Source organism: Allobosea sp. Tri-44, from assembly GCF_004123845.1.
Classification (GTDB): domain Bacteria; phylum Pseudomonadota; class Alphaproteobacteria; order Rhizobiales; family Beijerinckiaceae; genus Allobosea.
On record NZ_NBDP01000053.1, the window covers coordinates 393,010 to 408,243 of the forward strand.

The following is a 15,234-nucleotide window of genomic DNA, read 5'->3' on the forward strand; positions in this document are numbered from 1 at the left end:
GGTGCTGGCTTTCGCATCCGATTAAGCTCCCACGTCCGGAGGATGCAAGGCGAGGCTACGATGGCTGGATTTCTCGACGACGATCGCCCGCTGCCGAAGCGGGCTCACGAGATCGGGCAGGACCTGTCGCAGCTGGCTGTCGCCGAGCTCGACGAGCGGATCGCGCTCCTCGAAGCGGAGGTCGCGCGGCTGCAGGAAGCGCGGGAGAAGAAGGCGGCCTCGCGCTCGGCCGCCGATGCCTTCTTCAAGGCGAAGGCTTGAGGCGAAACCGCGGCCGTCAACCGCGAAGGCAGGGCCGGCGGCACTTTGCGGGAAGGTTGAGTCCTTCCCGCCACGCGACAAGATGCGCCAGCCAATGAACGGATATTCATCTTCGCCTGGTGGGCCGAAGCGCCTATCCTGTGGGCGTGGACAGAAGGCGGCCAGGTGCCGCTCGCCGGTGTCGATGCGAATGCCTCGACCGGGCCACTTCCGACAATGACAGCAGGTGGAGGATGCCGACGTGACAGCTTGCGCTGTCTCGACGGCACGCCTGCCTTTCGACAGGAGAGAGACGATGCGCTTCCTTGCGCTCGCCATTGCATTGCTGGCCGCCGCTCCGGCTCTTGCCGACGAGGACATCGCCAATCTCGGCTTGCGCGAGGATGGCGGAAAGCCGCTGGCCGCCCTGCAGCTGCGCTGGCCGCAGACTGTCCTGATCATGCAGGCGCCGGTCGCGGTGCTCGGCGGTCACAGCATCGAGATCCGGCGCGAGATCGCGCCCAGCATCAGCCTTGGCGGCACCTATCGCTATTCGCTCGGCGAGCGCTTCGTGAGCGAGCGTTTCGGCCTCAAGCTGACGGTCACGCGCTAGCAATCCAGGTTTGGATCAGGATCGTTCGAATTTGTCGCATTTTCGGGCGGCGTTAACGGTCGCTTAACGATTCCAAAGTATGAATCGCATCATCCAGTTTGTCTGGATGTCGAGTGGCTCCTGCCCACTCTGTTTGACGCCTCCCTGTTGACCTTCGAGCCGCCTTCGGGGCGGCTCTTTTTTTGCCTGCGGCTCGGCTTGGCCGAGCGGGCGGGGGCGTCGCCGGGCCGGACCATGGCACCGTTAACCTTAACGACACGTTACCGCGGCGCAGACAACGCTGTGGCGTTATCCTTGCGATGTCCCGGCAGGAGTCGGCGTCGCGTCCTTCATTCGCGCGCCATTGTGCCGATTGGAGACAGGGTATGACCGATTTGACGATGCTGAGGCCCGCGGCCGAGGACGGCGCGATCTCTTTTGCGCGCGGCTTCGTCAAGTCGGACGCGTTCATGCAGTTGTTCCGCGAGGGGATGGGGCTGGTCGAGGCGACCGCTTCCTATCTCGATGGCGACGGGCGCACCGAGTCGGCGGCGCTGCCGCGCGAGGTCTCGCTGACCTATGCGACCGAGAGCATGCGCCTGACCACGCGCCTGATGCAGATCGCCTCCTGGCTGCTGGTGCAGCGTGCCGTCGCCGAGGGCGAGATGAGCGCCGAGCAGGCGCGCAACGAGCACAACAAGGTGCGCATCGCCGAGTCGATGCTGCAGCCGACCAGCGCCGAGGCGGAGCGCCTGCCGCAGCGCCTGCGCGATCTCGTCGCCCATTCGAGCCGCCTGCAGGAGCGCATTCGCCATCTCGAGGAGCAGATGTCGGGTACGGGCCGACCCGTCGCGGTGAACCCGGTGCGCGGCCAGCTCGAAAGCCTGCAGGCGCGGCTCGGTCTGCTGCGCTGAAGCGGCTCGCTCGTCGTTTCGACCCATCTGCACCGTCGCTGAATGCAGGATATCCACTGCCGAGGTTCCTGCGCGGGCCCTCGGGACACCCGAAGCGCTTTCCACGCTCATATTTGTTAAACTAGGCTTCCGAATCGGATGAGCCGGCTTGGCCGGCCAGCAGAGGAGGAAGCGTGGCGTCTCCAGGACTGGATCACGCCCTGTCGCGCCTCGAAAGCGCGCTCGGCCAGCTCGAAGCAGCCGCCCGCAGGCGGCTAGAGGTCGAGCGCGGCCGCGGCAATCTCGAAACCGAGCTGACCCTGATGCAGGATGACCGAGCTCGCCTCGCGGTCGAGCTGGACGGTGCCATGGCCCGGATCGGCCAGGTCCAGGGCGTCGCGGAAGAGGTCGATCGCAAGCTCGACCGCGCCATGACGGCGCTCGCAGAGGTTATCGCGCGCGTCGAAGTCCGCCCTGACGAAGAAGCCGAACAGGACGCCTGATGCCCCAGGTCAACGTCACCATCTCCGGCAAGGCCTACCGCATGGCGTGCGGCGAGGGCGAAGAGCCGCATCTGGAGGCGCTCGCGCAACTCTATGACGGCAAGATCGAGGAGATGCGCCAGGCCTTCGGCGAGATCGGCGACATGCGCCTGCACGTCATGGCGGCGCTGATGGTCGCCGACGAGGTCAGCGAGCTGAAGAAGAAGGTCGAGACGCTCGAAGGCCGGCTGCAATCGATCCAGGGCGATGCGGGTAGCGCCGACCAGCGCGCCGGCGAGGTCGAAGAGAAGGCGGCGGCTGCCCTCGTCGCTGCCGCCGAGCGCATCGAGGGGGTGGCGCGGAGCCTGCTGCCGGGGCAGACGGGTTGATTTTGAGAAGCAGATGCAGACATCAATTCGATGAAGGCACTGAAATTAAGATTCCCTGCCGAAACAACGCGGACTGCCATTGCGCTTCTGATTGTTGATTTTGTCGTTACTGCGCTAATTCCATCCCTTTTTGAAGATATAATTTTCAAATGGATTATTTATATAATTTTCTGGATTATAATCGCTGCATATCTTATGCACAAAACTTATCATCAAGAAAAAATTATTGAATTTAAGATCGTGACTTTAGTTTTTCTCTTTATTGGGTTTTTATTTGTTCTTATGGCAAAAAAGATTGAGATAGATGGTGCTCAATTGCTTGGGAGTACTGCTCATTCACGTTCGCAAATGACAAGAATGTCAATGTTTTTCGGTTGGTACGCGGCATATTTTATCTTGTGGACCAAGCTATTTTGGCTTGGGCCGCGGCCACCGAGTGAATCTCTGGAAACGTGAAGTTGCAGGGGTTGCCAGAACAGCTTTGAATTGATCGACCGGAGGCCTGTCTAACCCGGCTCCCTTTTTTATCCGGCCTGCCTTTGCAATTCCTCAATCATCCCCGACTGACGCTCGCAGCTGAGATGAGTCGATGAAGGCAGGGACGATGAGCGACAGGGTGCGGGTGGCGGTTCTCCTCGGTGGCAAGTCGGCCGAGCACGAGGTCTCGCTGATGTCTGCCACCAATGTGGTGAAGGCGATCGACAAGGCGCGATACGACGTCGTGCCGATCCAGATCACCAAGGCCGGGCAATGGCGCGAGCTCGAATTGCAAAACGGCGTCCTGCCCGATCCGATCCCGCAGGACGGCGCCGAGCTCTGCCTGCTGCCCGGCGGGGGCGGGCGCCTCCTGCGCCTGCAGGACGGCGCCGCGCCGCAGGCGCTCCAGAAGATCGACGTGCTCTTCCCGGTGCTGCACGGCCTCGACGGCGAGGATGGTTCGGTCCAGGGCCTGGCCCAGGTCGCCGGCATCCCGCTCGCCGGCTGCGGCATCGTCGGCTCGGCCAATGCACTCGACAAGGACATCGCCAAGCGGCTCCTGCGCGAGGCTGGCCTCGGCGTTGCCCGTTCGCTCACCATTCGCCAAGGCGAGACGCTGAGCTTCGAGCAAGCCAGCGCCGCGCTCGGCCTGCCTCTGTTCGTCAAGCCGGCCCGGCAGGGTTCCTCGGTCGGCGTCAGCAAGGCGACGAGCGCCGAGGCTTTCGCGGCGGCACTCGCCGAGGCCTTCCGGCATGATCGCGTGGTCCTGGTCGAGGAGTTCATCGAAGGCCGCGAGATCGAGCTCAGTGTGCTGGAGCAGGCCGATGGTGAGACGATCGTCTCGCTGCCGGGCGAGATCGTCGCTGCTGCGAGCCACGGCTTCTACACCTACGAGGCCAAATATCTCGACGAGGACGGCGCCCGCGTCGAGGTTCCAGCTGATCTGCCCGAGGAGACGGTCGCCAATCTGCAGGTTCTGGCGAAGCGCGCTTTCTATGCGCTCGGCTGCGACGGCATGGCGCGCGTCGACTTTTTCCTGCGGCCGGATGGCAGTGCGCTGGTCAACGAGATCAACACCATTCCCGGCTTCACCGACATCAGCATGTTTCCCAAGGCACTCGCCGCCAGCGGCATCGCCTATCCCGACCTGATCGACCGCGTGATCCGGCACGGTATCGCGCGGGGTGCCTGACGGCACGAAATTCCCGCACCCTCCACCAAACACCTCTGGCGCTTTGCCGGCATGCATCCTACCTTGGCTTGGCGGGGCTGCCTGGTGCGTGCGAGTTATGTATTCCCGGGCCCATACGACTCCCTAGGGAGCTGTCCCTGACCGGGTCCCTGGACCCGGACACACGGCGCCCACCTACTTTGTAGGTGTCCCGGGATCGAAATCTCCACGGCCAAGGTGGCTCCGCACTTCCGATGACCGATGCCGTCTCTCCCATTCCCTCTCCGCGCAAGGCGGCGCTGCGTGCCGAGGCGCTCGCCCGGCGCGACGCCCTTGAACTCGACGACCGCCTGATCTGGGACGAGGCCATCGTCGCGCGCGCTTTGGCCCTGCCGGTGTTCAAGGAAGGGCCTGTCTCCGCTTACTGGCCGATGCGCTCGGAGGCCGATCCGCGCCCGATCCTGGAAGCCCTGCACGAGCGTGGACTGCCGCTCTGCCTGCCGGCGATCGTCGAGAAGCGCATGCTGTTCCGGCGCTGGGCGCCCTGGGAGCCGATCGTGCCCGGCGGCTTCGGCACGCTGGTGCCGGGCCCGGAAGAGCCTGAGGTGAGGCCTGCGATCCTGATCGTCCCGCTCGCCGCCTTCGACCGGCGCGGCTACCGCATCGGCTACGGCAAGGGCTATTACGACCGCGCCATTGCCGAGCTCGAGCCGGCCCTGACCATCGGCATCGCCTATGCCGCGCAGGAGATCGCCGAAGTTCCCGCCGAGGCGCACGACCGCCGCCTCGACTGGGTCGTCACGCAGGACGAGGCGATCTGCTGCGGTTGATTTCGCTGCGGTGATCACGTCATTAGCAAGCGTCTTTCATTCAAGACGCAGTTGTCCCGCCGTGCTTTCCTCAAAACCGCGAAGTCCTGCGCGACCTCGCCGCTCTGGCCGGGACGACGGCATCTTTGGTGAAAGCGCGACGGAACGGGCTGCCATGCGGCGGCCCAATCACTGGATAGTGTCATGCGTCTACTTTTTCTCGGCGACATCGTCGGGCGCGCCGGCCGCCTCGCCGTACAGGATCGCCTGCCTGGCCTGCGTGAGCGCTGGAAGCTCGATTGCGTCGTCATCAATGGCGAGAACTCCGCTGGCGGTTTCGGCATCACCGAAGCGATCTGCGACGAGACGCTTGCCGCCGGCGCCGACGTCATCACGCTCGGCAACCATTCCTGGGACCAGCGCGAGGCGATGGTCTTCATCGAGCGCCAGCCGCGCCTGATCCGGCCGGCAAACTATCCACCCGGCACGCCCGGTCGTGGTGCGACCGTGATCGAGGCGCGGAACGGTGCGCGCGTCCTCGTCGTCAACGTCATGGGCCGGCTGTTCATGGATGCGCTCGACGATCCCTTCGCCGCGCTCGAGCGCGAGCTCGCCGCCTGCCCGCTGGGAGATGCAGCGGATGCGGTCATCGTCGACGTCCATGCCGAGGCGACCAGCGAGAAGCTTGCCATGGCCTATTATCTCGACGGCCGCGCCAGCCTGGTCGTCGGCACGCATACCCATGTCCCGACTTCCGATACACGCGTGCTGCCGGCCGGCACCGCCTACCAGAGCGATGCCGGCATGTGCGGCGACTACGAGTCGATCCTCGGCATGCAGAAGGAGGAGGCGATCCGCCGCTTCCTGCAGAAGACGCCGGGTTCGCGGCTGGAGCCGGCGCTCGGCGAGGGCACGCTGTCGGGTATCGCCGTCGAGACCGATGACCGCACCGGCCTCGCCAAGGCAGCCTGGCCGGTGCGTCTTGGCGCGACGCTCGCCGAGACCTGGCCGGTCGCCTGGGATCAGCAGGGCGGCTGATGTCGCAGCTCTTTTCCGCCGTCGTCGCCGTCTTCGTCGGCTATGCGGCTTCGGTCGCGGTGGTGCTTGCCGCCGCGCAGGCGCTCGGTGCGACGCCGGGGCAGACCGTCTCATGGCTCGCCGGGCTCGCCATCGCCAAGGGGCTCGCCAGCCTCATCCTCTCCTGGCGGCACCGCATGCCGATCATCTGCGCCTGGTCGACACCGGGCGCGGCGCTGATCGCGGCTGCGAGCGGCATCGACATGGCCTCGGCCGTCGGAGCCTTTCTCGCCGCCGCCGCGCTGATGATGGCGACCGCCGCCTTCCGCCCGCTCGGCGCGCTGGTCGAGCGGATTCCGATGAGCATCGCCGCGGCCATGCTCGCCGGCGTGATCTTCCGCTTCGTCGTCGCGGTCTTCGACGAGATGAAGCTGCAGCCGGCTTTGGTGCTGACGCTGCTCGTCGTCTTCCTGCTGGCGCGGCTGTGGAATCCCTTTCTCGGCGTCATCGCTGCGCTTGCTGCCGGCCTGGCGCTCGCCTTCGCCACCGGTACCGCGACGCTGCCGGCCGGGCCGGTGGCGCTGACCCATATCGAGCTGATCGTCCCGCATCTCGACCTGACAGCGATCGTCGGCATCGGCATCCCGCTCTATCTCGTCACCATGGCGGCGCAGAACCTGCCGGGCTTTGCCGTGTTGCGCGCCTCCGGCTACCAGCCGCCGACGGCGTCCTGCCTGTTCGTCACCGGGCTGATGTCCTTCCTGACGGCGCCGACCGGTGCGCACATGGTCAACATGGCGGCGATCAGCGCCTCGATCTGCACCGGCGCCGATACCCATCCCGATCCGAAAGAGCGCTGGAAGGCCGGGATCTGGTACGGGTTCTTCTGGCTCGCCATTGCGGCGACTGCCGGCCTCCTGCTCGCGCTGATCCTCGCCATGCCGAAAGCGCTGATCGTCGCGGTCGCCGGCCTCGGTCTCGTCGGCTCGCTGACGGGAGCGCTCGGCCAGGCGATGGGAAGCGACAAGGACCGCTTCGCCGCCGTCGTCACCTTCGCCGTTGCCGCTTCCAGCCTGTCGCTGTTCGGCGTCGGTTCCGCCTTCTGGAGCCTGGTCGCAGGGCTTATGGTCTTGACATTGGATCACGCCGCAGGCCGTTTGCGCGCAAGATCATGACTACGAACCTGCCCCGCACCCGCCTGATGCTCGTCACGCCGCCGATCCTGGATCCCGGCGCGATCACCTTTCGCCTGATGCAGGCCTTCGCCGGCGGCGATGTCGCCGCCGTGCTGCTGCGGCTCGCGCCCGGCGACGAGCGCAGCCTGACCGAACGGGTCAAGGCGCTGGCTCCGCCGGTGCAGGCGCAGAACGTCGCTCTGGTGGTCGAGGCCTCGGCCCAGGTCGCCAGCCGCGGCGGCGCCGATGGCGTCCATTTGACCCAAGGTGCCGACGTGATCGCCGAGGCGCGCTCCAGCCTGAAGCAGGAGCGCATCATCGGGGCTGGGGGCCTGCGCTCGCGTCATGACGCGATGGATATGGGCGAGGCCGGCGTCGATTACGTCATGTTTGGCGAGCCGCGACCGGATGGTTCGCTCCCGCCTCTGCCGGCGGTGATCGAGCGCGCGTCCTGGTGGGCCGAGATCTTCGAGACGCCCTGCATCGCCTATTGCCCGGACGCCGAGTCCGTTCCGACCCTGATCGAGACTGGCGCCGAGTTCGTCGCGCTCGGCGAATGGGTTTTCGCCGAGGGCGTCGACATCCGCGCTGCGGTCGCCGAGGCCGATGCTGCGATAACGGCCCAGCACGCCCGCAGGACGACGCGATGAGGCTTGCGCTCGCCGCGCTCGCCTTGACGCTTGCCCTACCGGCGGCCGCGGCGGGGCCGGTGCTGGACCTCGCTTACGGCGCCTATCAGGCCGGACATTATCGGCGGGCCCAGGCGGAGGCTCTGAAGCGGCTCGAGGCCGATCCGAACGACGCTGCGGCGATGACGCTGCTCGGCGAGATCTATCGCCAGGGCCTCGGTGTCCGTGACGACGCCAGGGCCGCTGCCGACTGGTACCGGTTCGCAGCCGACAAGGGCGATGTCAGCGCCATGTTCGCGCTCGCTATGGCGATGCTGGAAGGCCGCGGTGTGACGCGTGACCCGAAAGCAGCCGGCGCCCTGCTGGAGAAGGCCGCTGCGGCCGGCCATCCCGCCGCCAACTACAATCTCGCCATCGCGCTGCTGGCGACGGGCAGGCCGCAGGATGATCAGCGGGCCATAGGCTGCCTCAGGGTCGCTGCCGCCGCCGATCTCGGCGATGCCCAGCATGCTCTCGCCATTCTCTACAAGATGGGCCGCGGTGTGCCGCAGGATGACGGCATGGCGGCCGAGTGGATGGGCAAGGCCGCCGCCAGCGGGCTGATCGCCGGCGAAGTCGAGTACGCGATCATGCTGTTCAACGGCGACGGCGTCGCCAAGGACGAGCGCGCCGCGGTGAAGCTTTTCATCCGCGCCGCCAACAAGGGCAATGCCATCGCCCAGAACCGGCTGGCCAAGCTCTACCAGTTCGGCCGCGCCATCTCGCCGGACCTTTCGGAAGCTGCGGCCTGGCATCTCGCAGCCCGCGCGCAGGGCCTTTCCGACGCCACGCTCGACCAGGTGCTGGAGCGGCTTTCGCCGGAGCAGCGCGCCCGTGCAGCCCGCCTCGCGGCCGACCGGATCGAGGCCACGGCCTTGACGACGCCGAGCCAACCGAGCAAGTGACGGCGCGAATTCGCGCCGCGCAGCCGGCGCCGCCCAACGACTGCCGCTCTTTGATAGTCCGTTCCATTCTGCCGCGCTTCGAGCGCCGGAGGTTTTGACCATGATCCGCTCGCCCCTGATGACCGTGATGACCGATGCCGTGATGAAGGCGTCGCGTTCGCTGAAGCGCGATTTCGGCGAGGTCGAGAATCTGCAGGTTCTGGCCAAGGGCCCGGGCGACTTTGTTTCCAAGGCCGACCACAAGGCCGAAGAGATCCTGCGCGCGGCGCTGGAGAAGGCGCGGCCGGGCTACGGCTTCGTCATGGAAGAGAGCGGTGTCGTCGCCGGGACCGACGAGAGCAATCGCTGGCATGTCGACCCGCTCGACGGCACCCACAACTTCCTGCGTGGCATCCCGCACTGGAACATCTCGGTGGCGCTGGAGCGCGACAACCAGTTCATCGCCGGCGTTGTCTATGACGCCGCCAAGGACGAGCTCTTCATCGCCGAGAAGGGCAAGGGCGCCTATGTCAACAACCGCCGCATGCGCGTCTCCGGCCGCCGCGAATCGCCGGACATGCTGATCGGCATGGGCGTGCCGCATATCGGCAAGGGTGGCCATCCGCTCTTCCTGAAAGAGTTAGGGGCGGTGATGAGCCGCTTCGCCAATGTCCGGCGCATGGGCTCGGCCGCGCTCGACATCGCCTATGTCGCCGCCGGTCGCATGGACGCCTATTGGGAACGCGGCCTCAACACCTGGGATTTCGGCGCCGCTGCGGTGATGGTCCGCGAGGCGGGCGGCACTTTCGGCACGCTCGACGGCAAGCAGCCGACCTCGGCCAAGGACGTGATCTGCGGCAACGAAGCCGGCGAGCCGGCGTTGCGCGCCGCCCTCAAGACGGTTCTTTGACGGAACGGGGACCGTTTTCGGCTTGATCCCTGCTTAGCGGGAGGCGACAGTCGCCGCCGCGACGAAACCGGATCGGATGAGCAGGCATGGCCAATGACGAGGCGGCCCCGGAGGTCCAGCCGCAGGAGAATCCGGCGCAGGGAATCTCGGCGACGGCAACGCACAGGCCGCAGACCTTCCGATTCTCTCGTCCGCTGCGCTATTTCCTCCGCGCGCTGGTCTTCCTCGCGCTGATCGGCTTCCTCGTCTACATCCTGCACACCAGTCTCATCTCCGCCGTGATGGCCAATCCCGGCCTCAACGGACTGATCCTGGGCGCGCTCACCGTCGGCGTGCTGATCACGCTGCGCGAACTCTGGCGCGTCGATAGCGAGGCGCGCGCCGCCACCCGTCTTGCCGCCAATCCGGCGGGAGTGGCGATCCGGCGCAATCAGGTGATCAGCCCGCTGGGCTCCGTGCTGCCGGCGCTGGAGCGTCGCACGCTCGCCCCGGCGCAGGCTGCGACGCTGCTCGAATCGATCGCGGTCCGGCTCGACGACGGGCGCGAGGTGCTGCGCTATATCGCCGGACTCCTGGTCTTTCTCGGCCTGCTCGGCACGTTCTGGGGCCTGCTCGACACGATCTCGTCGATCGGCAACGTCATCAAGAGCCTGCGCACCGGGGCGGAATCCGGCGTGCTCTTCGACGAGCTCAAGACGGGCCTCGCTGCACCGCTCGCCGGCATGGCCCTGTCCTTCTCGGCTTCGCTGTTCGGCATTGCGGGCGCGGTTCTGCTCGGCTTTCTCGATCTTCAGCTCGGCCAGGCGCAGCGCCGCTTCCGCAACGAGGTCGAAGACTATCTCGGCTCCGCCACAGCGAACTCGGCGACGACCCCGCTGGCGATGCCGCTGGCCGGTCCCGCGTCCGGCGACGTCGTGGTCGAGCGTCTCGACAAGCTCCAGGCGGCGATGCAGGACGGGACTAACAATCGCGCCGCGACGCAGGCGCTCGCCAATCTCGCCGAGGGCATTCAGGGCCTCGTCCAGCACATGCGCTCCGAGCAGCAATTGATCCGCGACTGGGTCGAGGCGCAGGCGGCACGCGAGAAGGATTTGAAGCGCCTGATCGAGCGCCTCGCCGCCGAACGCGTCGGTGAGTCATGACCCTGCCATGGTGCTGCGGCATCGCAGGCGCTGATCGCAAGAAAGGCTGAGCATGGCCCTGTCGCGCGCGCATCGCCGGGAAGAGACCAACTTCTGGCCGGGCTTCGTCGACGCGCTCTCGACGATGCTGATCGGCATTGTCTTCCTGCTCTCGGTCTTCGTCCTCGGCCAGTTCTTCCTGTCGCAGGAAATCAGCGGCCGGGACACGGTGCTCGACCGGTTGAACCGCCAGATCTCCGAGCTCAGCGACCTGCTCGCGCTCGAACGGTCGACCGGCAAGGAGGCCAAGGATTCGCTCGCTTTGCTGCAATCCTCGCTCACCGTCGAGCAGGCGGAGCGTGCCCGCGTCCAGAGCCTGCTGGACGGCGCCGCCAGCAATGCCCCCGCCCAGCTCGCCGAGGCCCAGAAGGCGCTCGACGCCGAAAAGCAGCTCTCCGCCAAGGCTCAGGCGACCGTCGAGATGGTGAACCAGCAGATCGTCGCCATGCGCCGCCAGCTTGCGGCGCTGGAGGAGGCGATCGGCGCGGCCGAGGCCAAGGACAAGGAATCGCAGACGCGGATTTCCGAGCTTGGTTCGCGCCTCAACGTCGCGCTGGCCCAGCGCGTGCAGGAGCTGGCGCGCTATCGCTCCGACTTCTTCGGCCGCCTGCGCCAGGTGCTCGGCACGAGGCCCGACATCCGCGTCGTCGGCGACCGCTTCGTCTTCCAGTCCGAGGTCTTCTTCGATGCCGGCCAGGCCGTGCTGAAGCCGGAAGGCCGCGGCGAGCTCGACAAGCTTGGCGCCATCATCGTCGATCTCGGCCGCGAAATGCCGCCGGACCTGCCCTGGATCCTGCGCGTCGACGGCCATACCGACAACCGGCCGATCCGCTCGGCCCAGTTCCCCTCGAACTGGAACCTGTCGACGGCGCGCGCCGTCGCCGTGGTCGAATACCTCGTCAGCAAGGGCATCCCGGCCGACCGCATCGCCGCGACCGGCTTCGGCGAGTTCCAGCCGCTGGACGTCGCCAACAACGATGACGCCTGGCGTCGCAACCGCAGGATCGAGTTCAAGATCACCGAGCGGTGAGGGAGGGCCGCCGTGGCGGCCGGCTCTTCAATGCCGCTGGGCGATCTGGATCAGGTTGCCGCAGCTGTCGTCGAAGACCGCGGTGCTGACCGGGCCGAGATGGACCGGCGGCTGGGTGAAGGCGACGCCGAGCGCCGACAGGCGCTGATGCTCGGCATGGACGTCCTCGACCCCGAACGAGGTCGCCGGGATACCGTCGGCGACGAGCGCGTCCTTCCAGGGCTGTGCCGCCGGATGCTCGCTCGGTTCCAGTAGAAGCTCGACGCCATCGGGATCGCCGGGCGAGGTCAGGGTCAGCCAGCGATGCTGGCCCAGCGGGATGTCGTGCTTCAATTCGAAGCCGAGAATGTCGCGGTAGAAGCGCAGCGCCTTCTCCTGGTCATCCACCAGCACGCTCGTCACGACGATCTTGATCGGCATCCGTCTTCTCCCTCTCCGGCGGCCCGGCCAGCGGCCGCATCCACACGTCCCACATCTGCCGCAGCGGCGAGCTTTCGAGGAAATGATGCTTGCTGCGCCAGCGCCATTCGGTTCGGACCAGCCCGGCCTCCTCCAGCAGCTGCAGATGCTTCGACAGGGCTTGCCGGGACAGGCTCGCCCCGTGCCAACTGACCAGGCGGACATGCAGCTCGAACAGCGTCTGGCCGTCCCGCTCCGTGAGCTCGTCCAGCATGCGGCGCCGCGTCGGATCGGCCAGCGCCCGGAAGAGGCGGTCGAGGTCCATGGGGGATTGCTAACACGTGGATATATGTCATGCAATTATCTGGTTGCATGATGAGAGGCCGTAGAAGACCGAAGTTCAAAGCGTACGGCGGAGGCCGGGTCGCCCCTGCCAAAGACCTTACCTGAGACGGCAGCAGGGTGCTGTCGCGGCCGCTGGAGTGAACCCCAGGCCGTTCACTCTAAAGCCATATTACACATCGGTATCTGCTGTTAGCATGGCGCCTCCGGAGACCCCGCGACGAGACGCATAATGCCCGCAAACAACCCGCTGTCATGGAGCGCGGACAGCCTCCGGCGTGCGATCGGCGCGGCCGGGGTCGCCCTGTGGTCGTGGAACGTCGAGACCGACCGGTTCGCCATGGACGAACGGGGATATGCCTTATGGGCCTTGCCGCAGAGCGAGCACGTCAAGTTCGAGGATATGTCGGCCCGCGTTCACCCCGCCGATCGGGATCGGGTCAGGGCAGCCTTCATGGCGACTCGAGGTGTCGTCGGCGCCTATGAGATCGACTTCCGCATCATCATCGGAGACGAGATCCGCTGGATTTCGGCCCGCGGCATCGGCGACGATTCGGCGCTGCACGACAACGTAGCCTATGGCATCTTCCTTGACGTAACCGGGCGCAAGCAGGCCGAGGAAGGACACGAACTGCTTGCTGGCGAGATGAGCCATCGCGTCAAGAACCTGCTGGCGATCGCCTCAGGACTGACTCAGATCTCATCCCGATCCACCATAACGGCCAAGGAGATGGCCACCGAACTCACAGGCCGGCTGGCTGCGCTTGGCCGGGCCCACGACCTCGTGCGGCCTCTTCCCGGTCATCAGGGCCAGGCGGCGCTGCTAGGCGACCTGCTCTCGATCCTGCTCGCGCCCTATGAGGACATGGCAGCCTTCAGCGGACGAATCCGGGTCGCCGTTCCGCGCATGGGTGTCGGCGAAGTGGCCGCAACGACGCTCGCCCTGATCATCCATGAACTCTCAACGAACTCGCTGAAGTATGGGGCGCTGTCTGCCGAAACCGGAATGCTCGACGTCTCGGGCAGTCTTGACGACGAAGACGTGAAAATCGTCTGGATCGAGCGCGGAGGGCCGACCGTCGAACCTCCCAATGGTGCAGGCGGCTACGGCAGCCGCCTGGTCGTGCGCAGCATATCGGGGCAACTCGGCGGCTCGATAGACTACGACTGGTCGGCCGAGGGCGTCATCGTCACCCTGAAGATGAATACGGCGAAACTGGCTGGCTAGGCGGCCTCCCTGACAGCGGCGAGAACCGCTGCCTCGCTGTATGGCTTTCGGAGAAATGTGACATCGCTAGGCATTTGGTCAGGCTCGGGCCTGATGCGGCCGGAAGCGATGATAATCACTACGGGCGGCCAGCGGTCGCGCACCGCGAAGGCAAGTTTCAACCCGTTCATGGACCCTGGCATCTCGATATCGGTGATGACGACGTTGATATCGGACCGAGTTTCCAAGATGACGATCGCCTCATCGGCGCTTGTTGCCTCGATCGCCTCAAAGCCAGCCTCGACGATCATCGATGCGGTATCCATCCGGACAATCGCATCATCTTCGACAACTAGTACGACTAAGGGCATGTGACTAACTCGCCAGCGGAGTAATCTCAACGCGGCCGCCCCATGATGGTTGCGATTTATCAGAATGAAATGCGCTTCAAGTCTGTCACTCACCGGTTGTTGTGAGCGTGCGTCGTTCGCGCAATCCCGCGAAAAGCGGCGGCGCGCCATGCCTTTGCGATAGGTGCGCCGTCTTCCGCCCATGCTAGCATGAGAGCTGGTATGGTAGTGTACCACGCCGACCGCCGCCGCCGTGCCGGGCAGGAACAGCATGATCGATATCCGCATCACCCCCGACAAGAACGAACTCGGCCGGCAAGCGGCGAAGCTCGGCGCCGAGACGATCCGCGCTGCGATTGCCCGCCATGGCGAGGCGACGATCATCGTCGCTACCGGCGCGAGCCAGTTCGAAATGCTGCAGAACCTCGTCGCCGCCGAGGGCATCGACTGGTCGAAGGTCACGGCCTTCCATCTCGATGAATATGTCGGCCTGCCTAAGAGCCATCCGGCGAGCTTCCGCGGCTATCTGGAAGAGCGCTTCCTCGCTCAGCTCGCGGTCAAGCCGGCCTTCATTCCGGTCAACGGCGAGGGCGATCCCGCAGCCGAGACCAGGCGCCTCAATGGGCTGATCGCCGGGCGCCGCATCGATCTCTGCTTCGCCGGCTTCGGCGAGAACTGCCATCTCGCCTTCAACGATCCGCCGGCCGATTTCGAGACCGAAGAGCCTTATATCGTCGTCACGCTCGACGAGGCCTGCCGCAACCAGCAATTCGGCGAGGGCTGGTTCGAGAGCTTTGCCGCGGTGCCGGAACAGGCGATCTCGATGAGCATCCGCCAGATCCTGAAGAGCGAATTGATCATCCTGTCGGTGCCCGACGCCCGCAAGGCGCAGGCGGTGAAGGATGCACTCGAAGGCGAGATCACGCCGCTGCATCCGGCCTCGATCCTGCAGCGTCACCCGAACACGGTCCTGTTCCTCGATCCGCCGGCTGCTTCGCTGCTGAAGAAGGGCTGAGGG

Annotated in this window: 20 protein-coding genes and 1 other RNA gene; 18 read left to right on the forward strand and 3 right to left on the reverse strand. The window is 65.8% G+C overall.

Annotation, left to right across the window (positions count from 1 at the left end):
* Positions 1-60 precede the first annotated feature (60 nt).
* The 16 genes from B6S44_RS26985 (at position 61) to B6S44_RS27060 (ending at position 11,918) form a co-directional block, all read left to right on the forward strand.
* Positions 61-261, forward strand: coding sequence for a DUF1192 domain-containing protein (locus tag B6S44_RS26985; protein ID WP_129159938.1), 201 nt, complete (start codon positions 61-63; stop codon positions 259-261).
* Between the two features lie 241 nt (positions 262-502).
* Positions 503-853, forward strand: a complete 351-nt coding sequence (locus tag B6S44_RS26990; RefSeq protein ID WP_129159939.1) for a hypothetical protein — start codon at positions 503-505, stop codon at positions 851-853.
* A 365-nt stretch (positions 854-1,218) separates the two neighbouring features.
* Positions 1,219-1,746 (forward strand): protease adaptor protein RcdA, encoded by a 528-nt coding sequence (gene rcdA, locus B6S44_RS26995; protein WP_206735249.1) that lies wholly within the window; start codon positions 1,219-1,221, stop codon positions 1,744-1,746.
* Positions 1,747-1,919: 173 nt separating this feature from the next.
* Positions 1,920-2,228 (forward strand): DUF4164 domain-containing protein, encoded by a 309-nt coding sequence (locus B6S44_RS27000; protein ID WP_248309779.1) that lies wholly within the window; start codon positions 1,920-1,922, stop codon positions 2,226-2,228.
* Positions 2,228-2,596, forward strand: a complete 369-nt coding sequence (locus tag B6S44_RS27005; protein ID WP_129159940.1) for a cell division protein ZapA — start codon at positions 2,228-2,230, stop codon at positions 2,594-2,596. The genes B6S44_RS27000 and B6S44_RS27005 overlap by 1 nt, the downstream gene beginning before the upstream one ends.
* A gap of 30 nt (positions 2,597-2,626) precedes the next feature.
* Positions 2,627-3,052, forward strand: a complete 426-nt coding sequence (locus B6S44_RS27010; RefSeq protein ID WP_129159941.1) for a hypothetical protein — start codon at positions 2,627-2,629, stop codon at positions 3,050-3,052.
* Between the two features lie 148 nt (positions 3,053-3,200).
* Complete coding sequence (locus B6S44_RS27015) at positions 3,201-4,265, forward strand: D-alanine--D-alanine ligase family protein (RefSeq protein ID WP_129159942.1); 1,065 nt, start codon at positions 3,201-3,203, stop codon at positions 4,263-4,265.
* A 71-nt stretch (positions 4,266-4,336) separates the two neighbouring features.
* Positions 4,337-4,492: non-coding RNA, 6S RNA (gene ssrS, locus B6S44_RS27020), on the forward strand.
* 6 nt (positions 4,493-4,498) lie between these two features.
* Positions 4,499-5,074 carry a 5-formyltetrahydrofolate cyclo-ligase gene (locus B6S44_RS27025; protein WP_129159943.1) on the forward strand — a complete coding sequence of 192 codons (576 nt, stop codon included), beginning with the start codon at positions 4,499-4,501 and terminating at the stop codon, positions 5,072-5,074.
* Positions 5,075-5,257: 183 nt separating this feature from the next.
* Positions 5,258-6,091, forward strand: a complete 834-nt coding sequence (locus B6S44_RS27030) for a TIGR00282 family metallophosphoesterase (protein WP_129159944.1) — start codon at positions 5,258-5,260, stop codon at positions 6,089-6,091.
* Positions 6,091-7,245, forward strand: coding sequence for a benzoate/H(+) symporter BenE family transporter (locus tag B6S44_RS27035; protein WP_129159945.1), 1,155 nt, complete (start codon positions 6,091-6,093; stop codon positions 7,243-7,245). The genes B6S44_RS27030 and B6S44_RS27035 overlap by 1 nt, the downstream gene beginning before the upstream one ends.
* A complete protein-coding gene (locus tag B6S44_RS27040; RefSeq protein WP_129159946.1) occupies positions 7,242-7,895 on the forward strand; it encodes a thiamine phosphate synthase in 654 nt (217 codons plus the stop codon). Before B6S44_RS27035 ends, B6S44_RS27040 begins: the two co-directional genes overlap by 4 nt.
* A complete protein-coding gene (locus B6S44_RS27045) occupies positions 7,892-8,818 on the forward strand; it encodes a tetratricopeptide repeat protein (RefSeq protein ID WP_164985978.1) in 927 nt (308 codons plus the stop codon). The genes B6S44_RS27040 and B6S44_RS27045 overlap by 4 nt, the downstream gene beginning before the upstream one ends.
* 100 nt (positions 8,819-8,918) lie before the next feature.
* Positions 8,919-9,707, forward strand: coding sequence for an inositol monophosphatase family protein (locus B6S44_RS27050; RefSeq protein WP_129159948.1), 789 nt, complete (start codon positions 8,919-8,921; stop codon positions 9,705-9,707).
* Positions 9,708-9,793: 86 nt separating this feature from the next.
* On the forward strand, positions 9,794-10,849 hold the full coding sequence (locus tag B6S44_RS27055; RefSeq protein WP_129159949.1) for a MotA/TolQ/ExbB proton channel family protein: 1,056 nt from the start codon (positions 9,794-9,796) through the stop codon (positions 10,847-10,849).
* Between the two features lie 52 nt (positions 10,850-10,901).
* Complete coding sequence (locus B6S44_RS27060) at positions 10,902-11,918, forward strand: peptidoglycan -binding protein (RefSeq protein ID WP_129159950.1); 1,017 nt, start codon at positions 10,902-10,904, stop codon at positions 11,916-11,918.
* A 27-nt stretch (positions 11,919-11,945) separates the two neighbouring features.
* Here the strand turns inward: B6S44_RS27060 and B6S44_RS27065 are convergent, their stop codons facing one another.
* The gene (locus tag B6S44_RS27065; protein WP_248309780.1) at positions 11,946-12,338 is read right to left on the reverse strand and encodes a VOC family protein; all 393 of its coding nucleotides are present in this window, start codon (positions 12,336-12,338) and stop codon (positions 11,946-11,948) included.
* Positions 12,298-12,642 carry an ArsR/SmtB family transcription factor gene (locus B6S44_RS27070; protein WP_129159951.1) on the reverse strand — a complete coding sequence of 115 codons (345 nt, stop codon included), beginning with the start codon at positions 12,640-12,642 and terminating at the stop codon, positions 12,298-12,300. Before B6S44_RS27070 ends, B6S44_RS27065 begins: the two co-directional genes overlap by 41 nt.
* Positions 12,643-12,891: 249 nt before the next feature.
* Between B6S44_RS27070 and B6S44_RS27075 the strand changes: the two genes are divergently transcribed.
* Positions 12,892-13,887: a sensor histidine kinase gene (locus tag B6S44_RS27075; RefSeq protein WP_129159952.1), complete on the forward strand. Its 996-nt coding sequence runs from the start codon at positions 12,892-12,894 to the stop codon at positions 13,885-13,887.
* Here B6S44_RS27075 and B6S44_RS30160 read toward each other — a convergent pair.
* Positions 13,884-14,489, reverse strand: a complete 606-nt coding sequence (locus B6S44_RS30160; RefSeq protein ID WP_349236390.1) for a response regulator — start codon at positions 14,487-14,489, stop codon at positions 13,884-13,886. The two genes, B6S44_RS27075 and B6S44_RS30160, sit on opposite strands and share 4 nt — an antisense overlap.
* On the opposite strand from B6S44_RS30160, the gene B6S44_RS27085 reads away from it, so the two are divergent.
* Positions 14,488-15,231 carry a glucosamine-6-phosphate deaminase gene (locus B6S44_RS27085; RefSeq protein WP_129159953.1) on the forward strand — a complete coding sequence of 248 codons (744 nt, stop codon included), beginning with the start codon at positions 14,488-14,490 and terminating at the stop codon, positions 15,229-15,231. The genes B6S44_RS30160 and B6S44_RS27085 overlap by 2 nt on opposite strands.
* The last annotated feature ends 3 nt before the right edge of the window (positions 15,232-15,234 follow it).

What these genes read in the sequence shown, in the direction of transcription:
- B6S44_RS27005 (WP_129159940.1), top strand. Translation starts at nt 2,228, where the DNA reads ATGCCCCAGGTCAACGTCACCATCTCCGGCAAGGCCTACCGCATGGCG.
- B6S44_RS27015 (WP_129159942.1), top strand. Translation starts at nt 3,201, where the DNA reads ATGAGCGACAGGGTGCGGGTGGCGGTTCTCCTCGGTGGCAAGTCGGCC.
- B6S44_RS27045 (WP_164985978.1), top strand. Translation starts at nt 7,892, where the DNA reads ATGAGGCTTGCGCTCGCCGCGCTCGCCTTGACGCTTGCCCTACCGGCG.
- B6S44_RS27065 (WP_248309780.1), bottom strand. Translation starts at nt 12,338, where the DNA reads ATGCCGATCAAGATCGTCGTGACGAGCGTGCTGGTGGATGACCAGGAG.
- B6S44_RS27050 (WP_129159948.1), top strand. Translation starts at nt 8,919, where the DNA reads ATGATCCGCTCGCCCCTGATGACCGTGATGACCGATGCCGTGATGAAG.
- B6S44_RS30160 (WP_349236390.1), bottom strand. Translation starts at nt 14,489, where the DNA reads ATGCTGTTCCTGCCCGGCACGGCGGCGGCGGTCGGCGTGGTACACTAC.
- B6S44_RS26985 (WP_129159938.1), top strand. Translation starts at nt 61, where the DNA reads ATGGCTGGATTTCTCGACGACGATCGCCCGCTGCCGAAGCGGGCTCAC.
- B6S44_RS27040 (WP_129159946.1), top strand. Translation starts at nt 7,242, where the DNA reads ATGACTACGAACCTGCCCCGCACCCGCCTGATGCTCGTCACGCCGCCG.
- rcdA (WP_206735249.1), top strand. Translation starts at nt 1,219, where the DNA reads ATGACCGATTTGACGATGCTGAGGCCCGCGGCCGAGGACGGCGCGATC.
- B6S44_RS27010 (WP_129159941.1), top strand. Translation starts at nt 2,627, where the DNA reads ATGAAGGCACTGAAATTAAGATTCCCTGCCGAAACAACGCGGACTGCC.
- B6S44_RS27060 (WP_129159950.1), top strand. Translation starts at nt 10,902, where the DNA reads ATGGCCCTGTCGCGCGCGCATCGCCGGGAAGAGACCAACTTCTGGCCG.
- B6S44_RS27070 (WP_129159951.1), bottom strand. Translation starts at nt 12,642, where the DNA reads ATGGACCTCGACCGCCTCTTCCGGGCGCTGGCCGATCCGACGCGGCGC.
- B6S44_RS27085 (WP_129159953.1), top strand. Translation starts at nt 14,488, where the DNA reads ATGATCGATATCCGCATCACCCCCGACAAGAACGAACTCGGCCGGCAA.
- B6S44_RS27025 (WP_129159943.1), top strand. Translation starts at nt 4,499, where the DNA reads ATGACCGATGCCGTCTCTCCCATTCCCTCTCCGCGCAAGGCGGCGCTG.
- B6S44_RS27030 (WP_129159944.1), top strand. Translation starts at nt 5,258, where the DNA reads ATGCGTCTACTTTTTCTCGGCGACATCGTCGGGCGCGCCGGCCGCCTC.
- B6S44_RS27055 (WP_129159949.1), top strand. Translation starts at nt 9,794, where the DNA reads ATGGCCAATGACGAGGCGGCCCCGGAGGTCCAGCCGCAGGAGAATCCG.
- B6S44_RS27075 (WP_129159952.1), top strand. Translation starts at nt 12,892, where the DNA reads ATGCCCGCAAACAACCCGCTGTCATGGAGCGCGGACAGCCTCCGGCGT.
- B6S44_RS27035 (WP_129159945.1), top strand. Translation starts at nt 6,091, where the DNA reads ATGTCGCAGCTCTTTTCCGCCGTCGTCGCCGTCTTCGTCGGCTATGCG.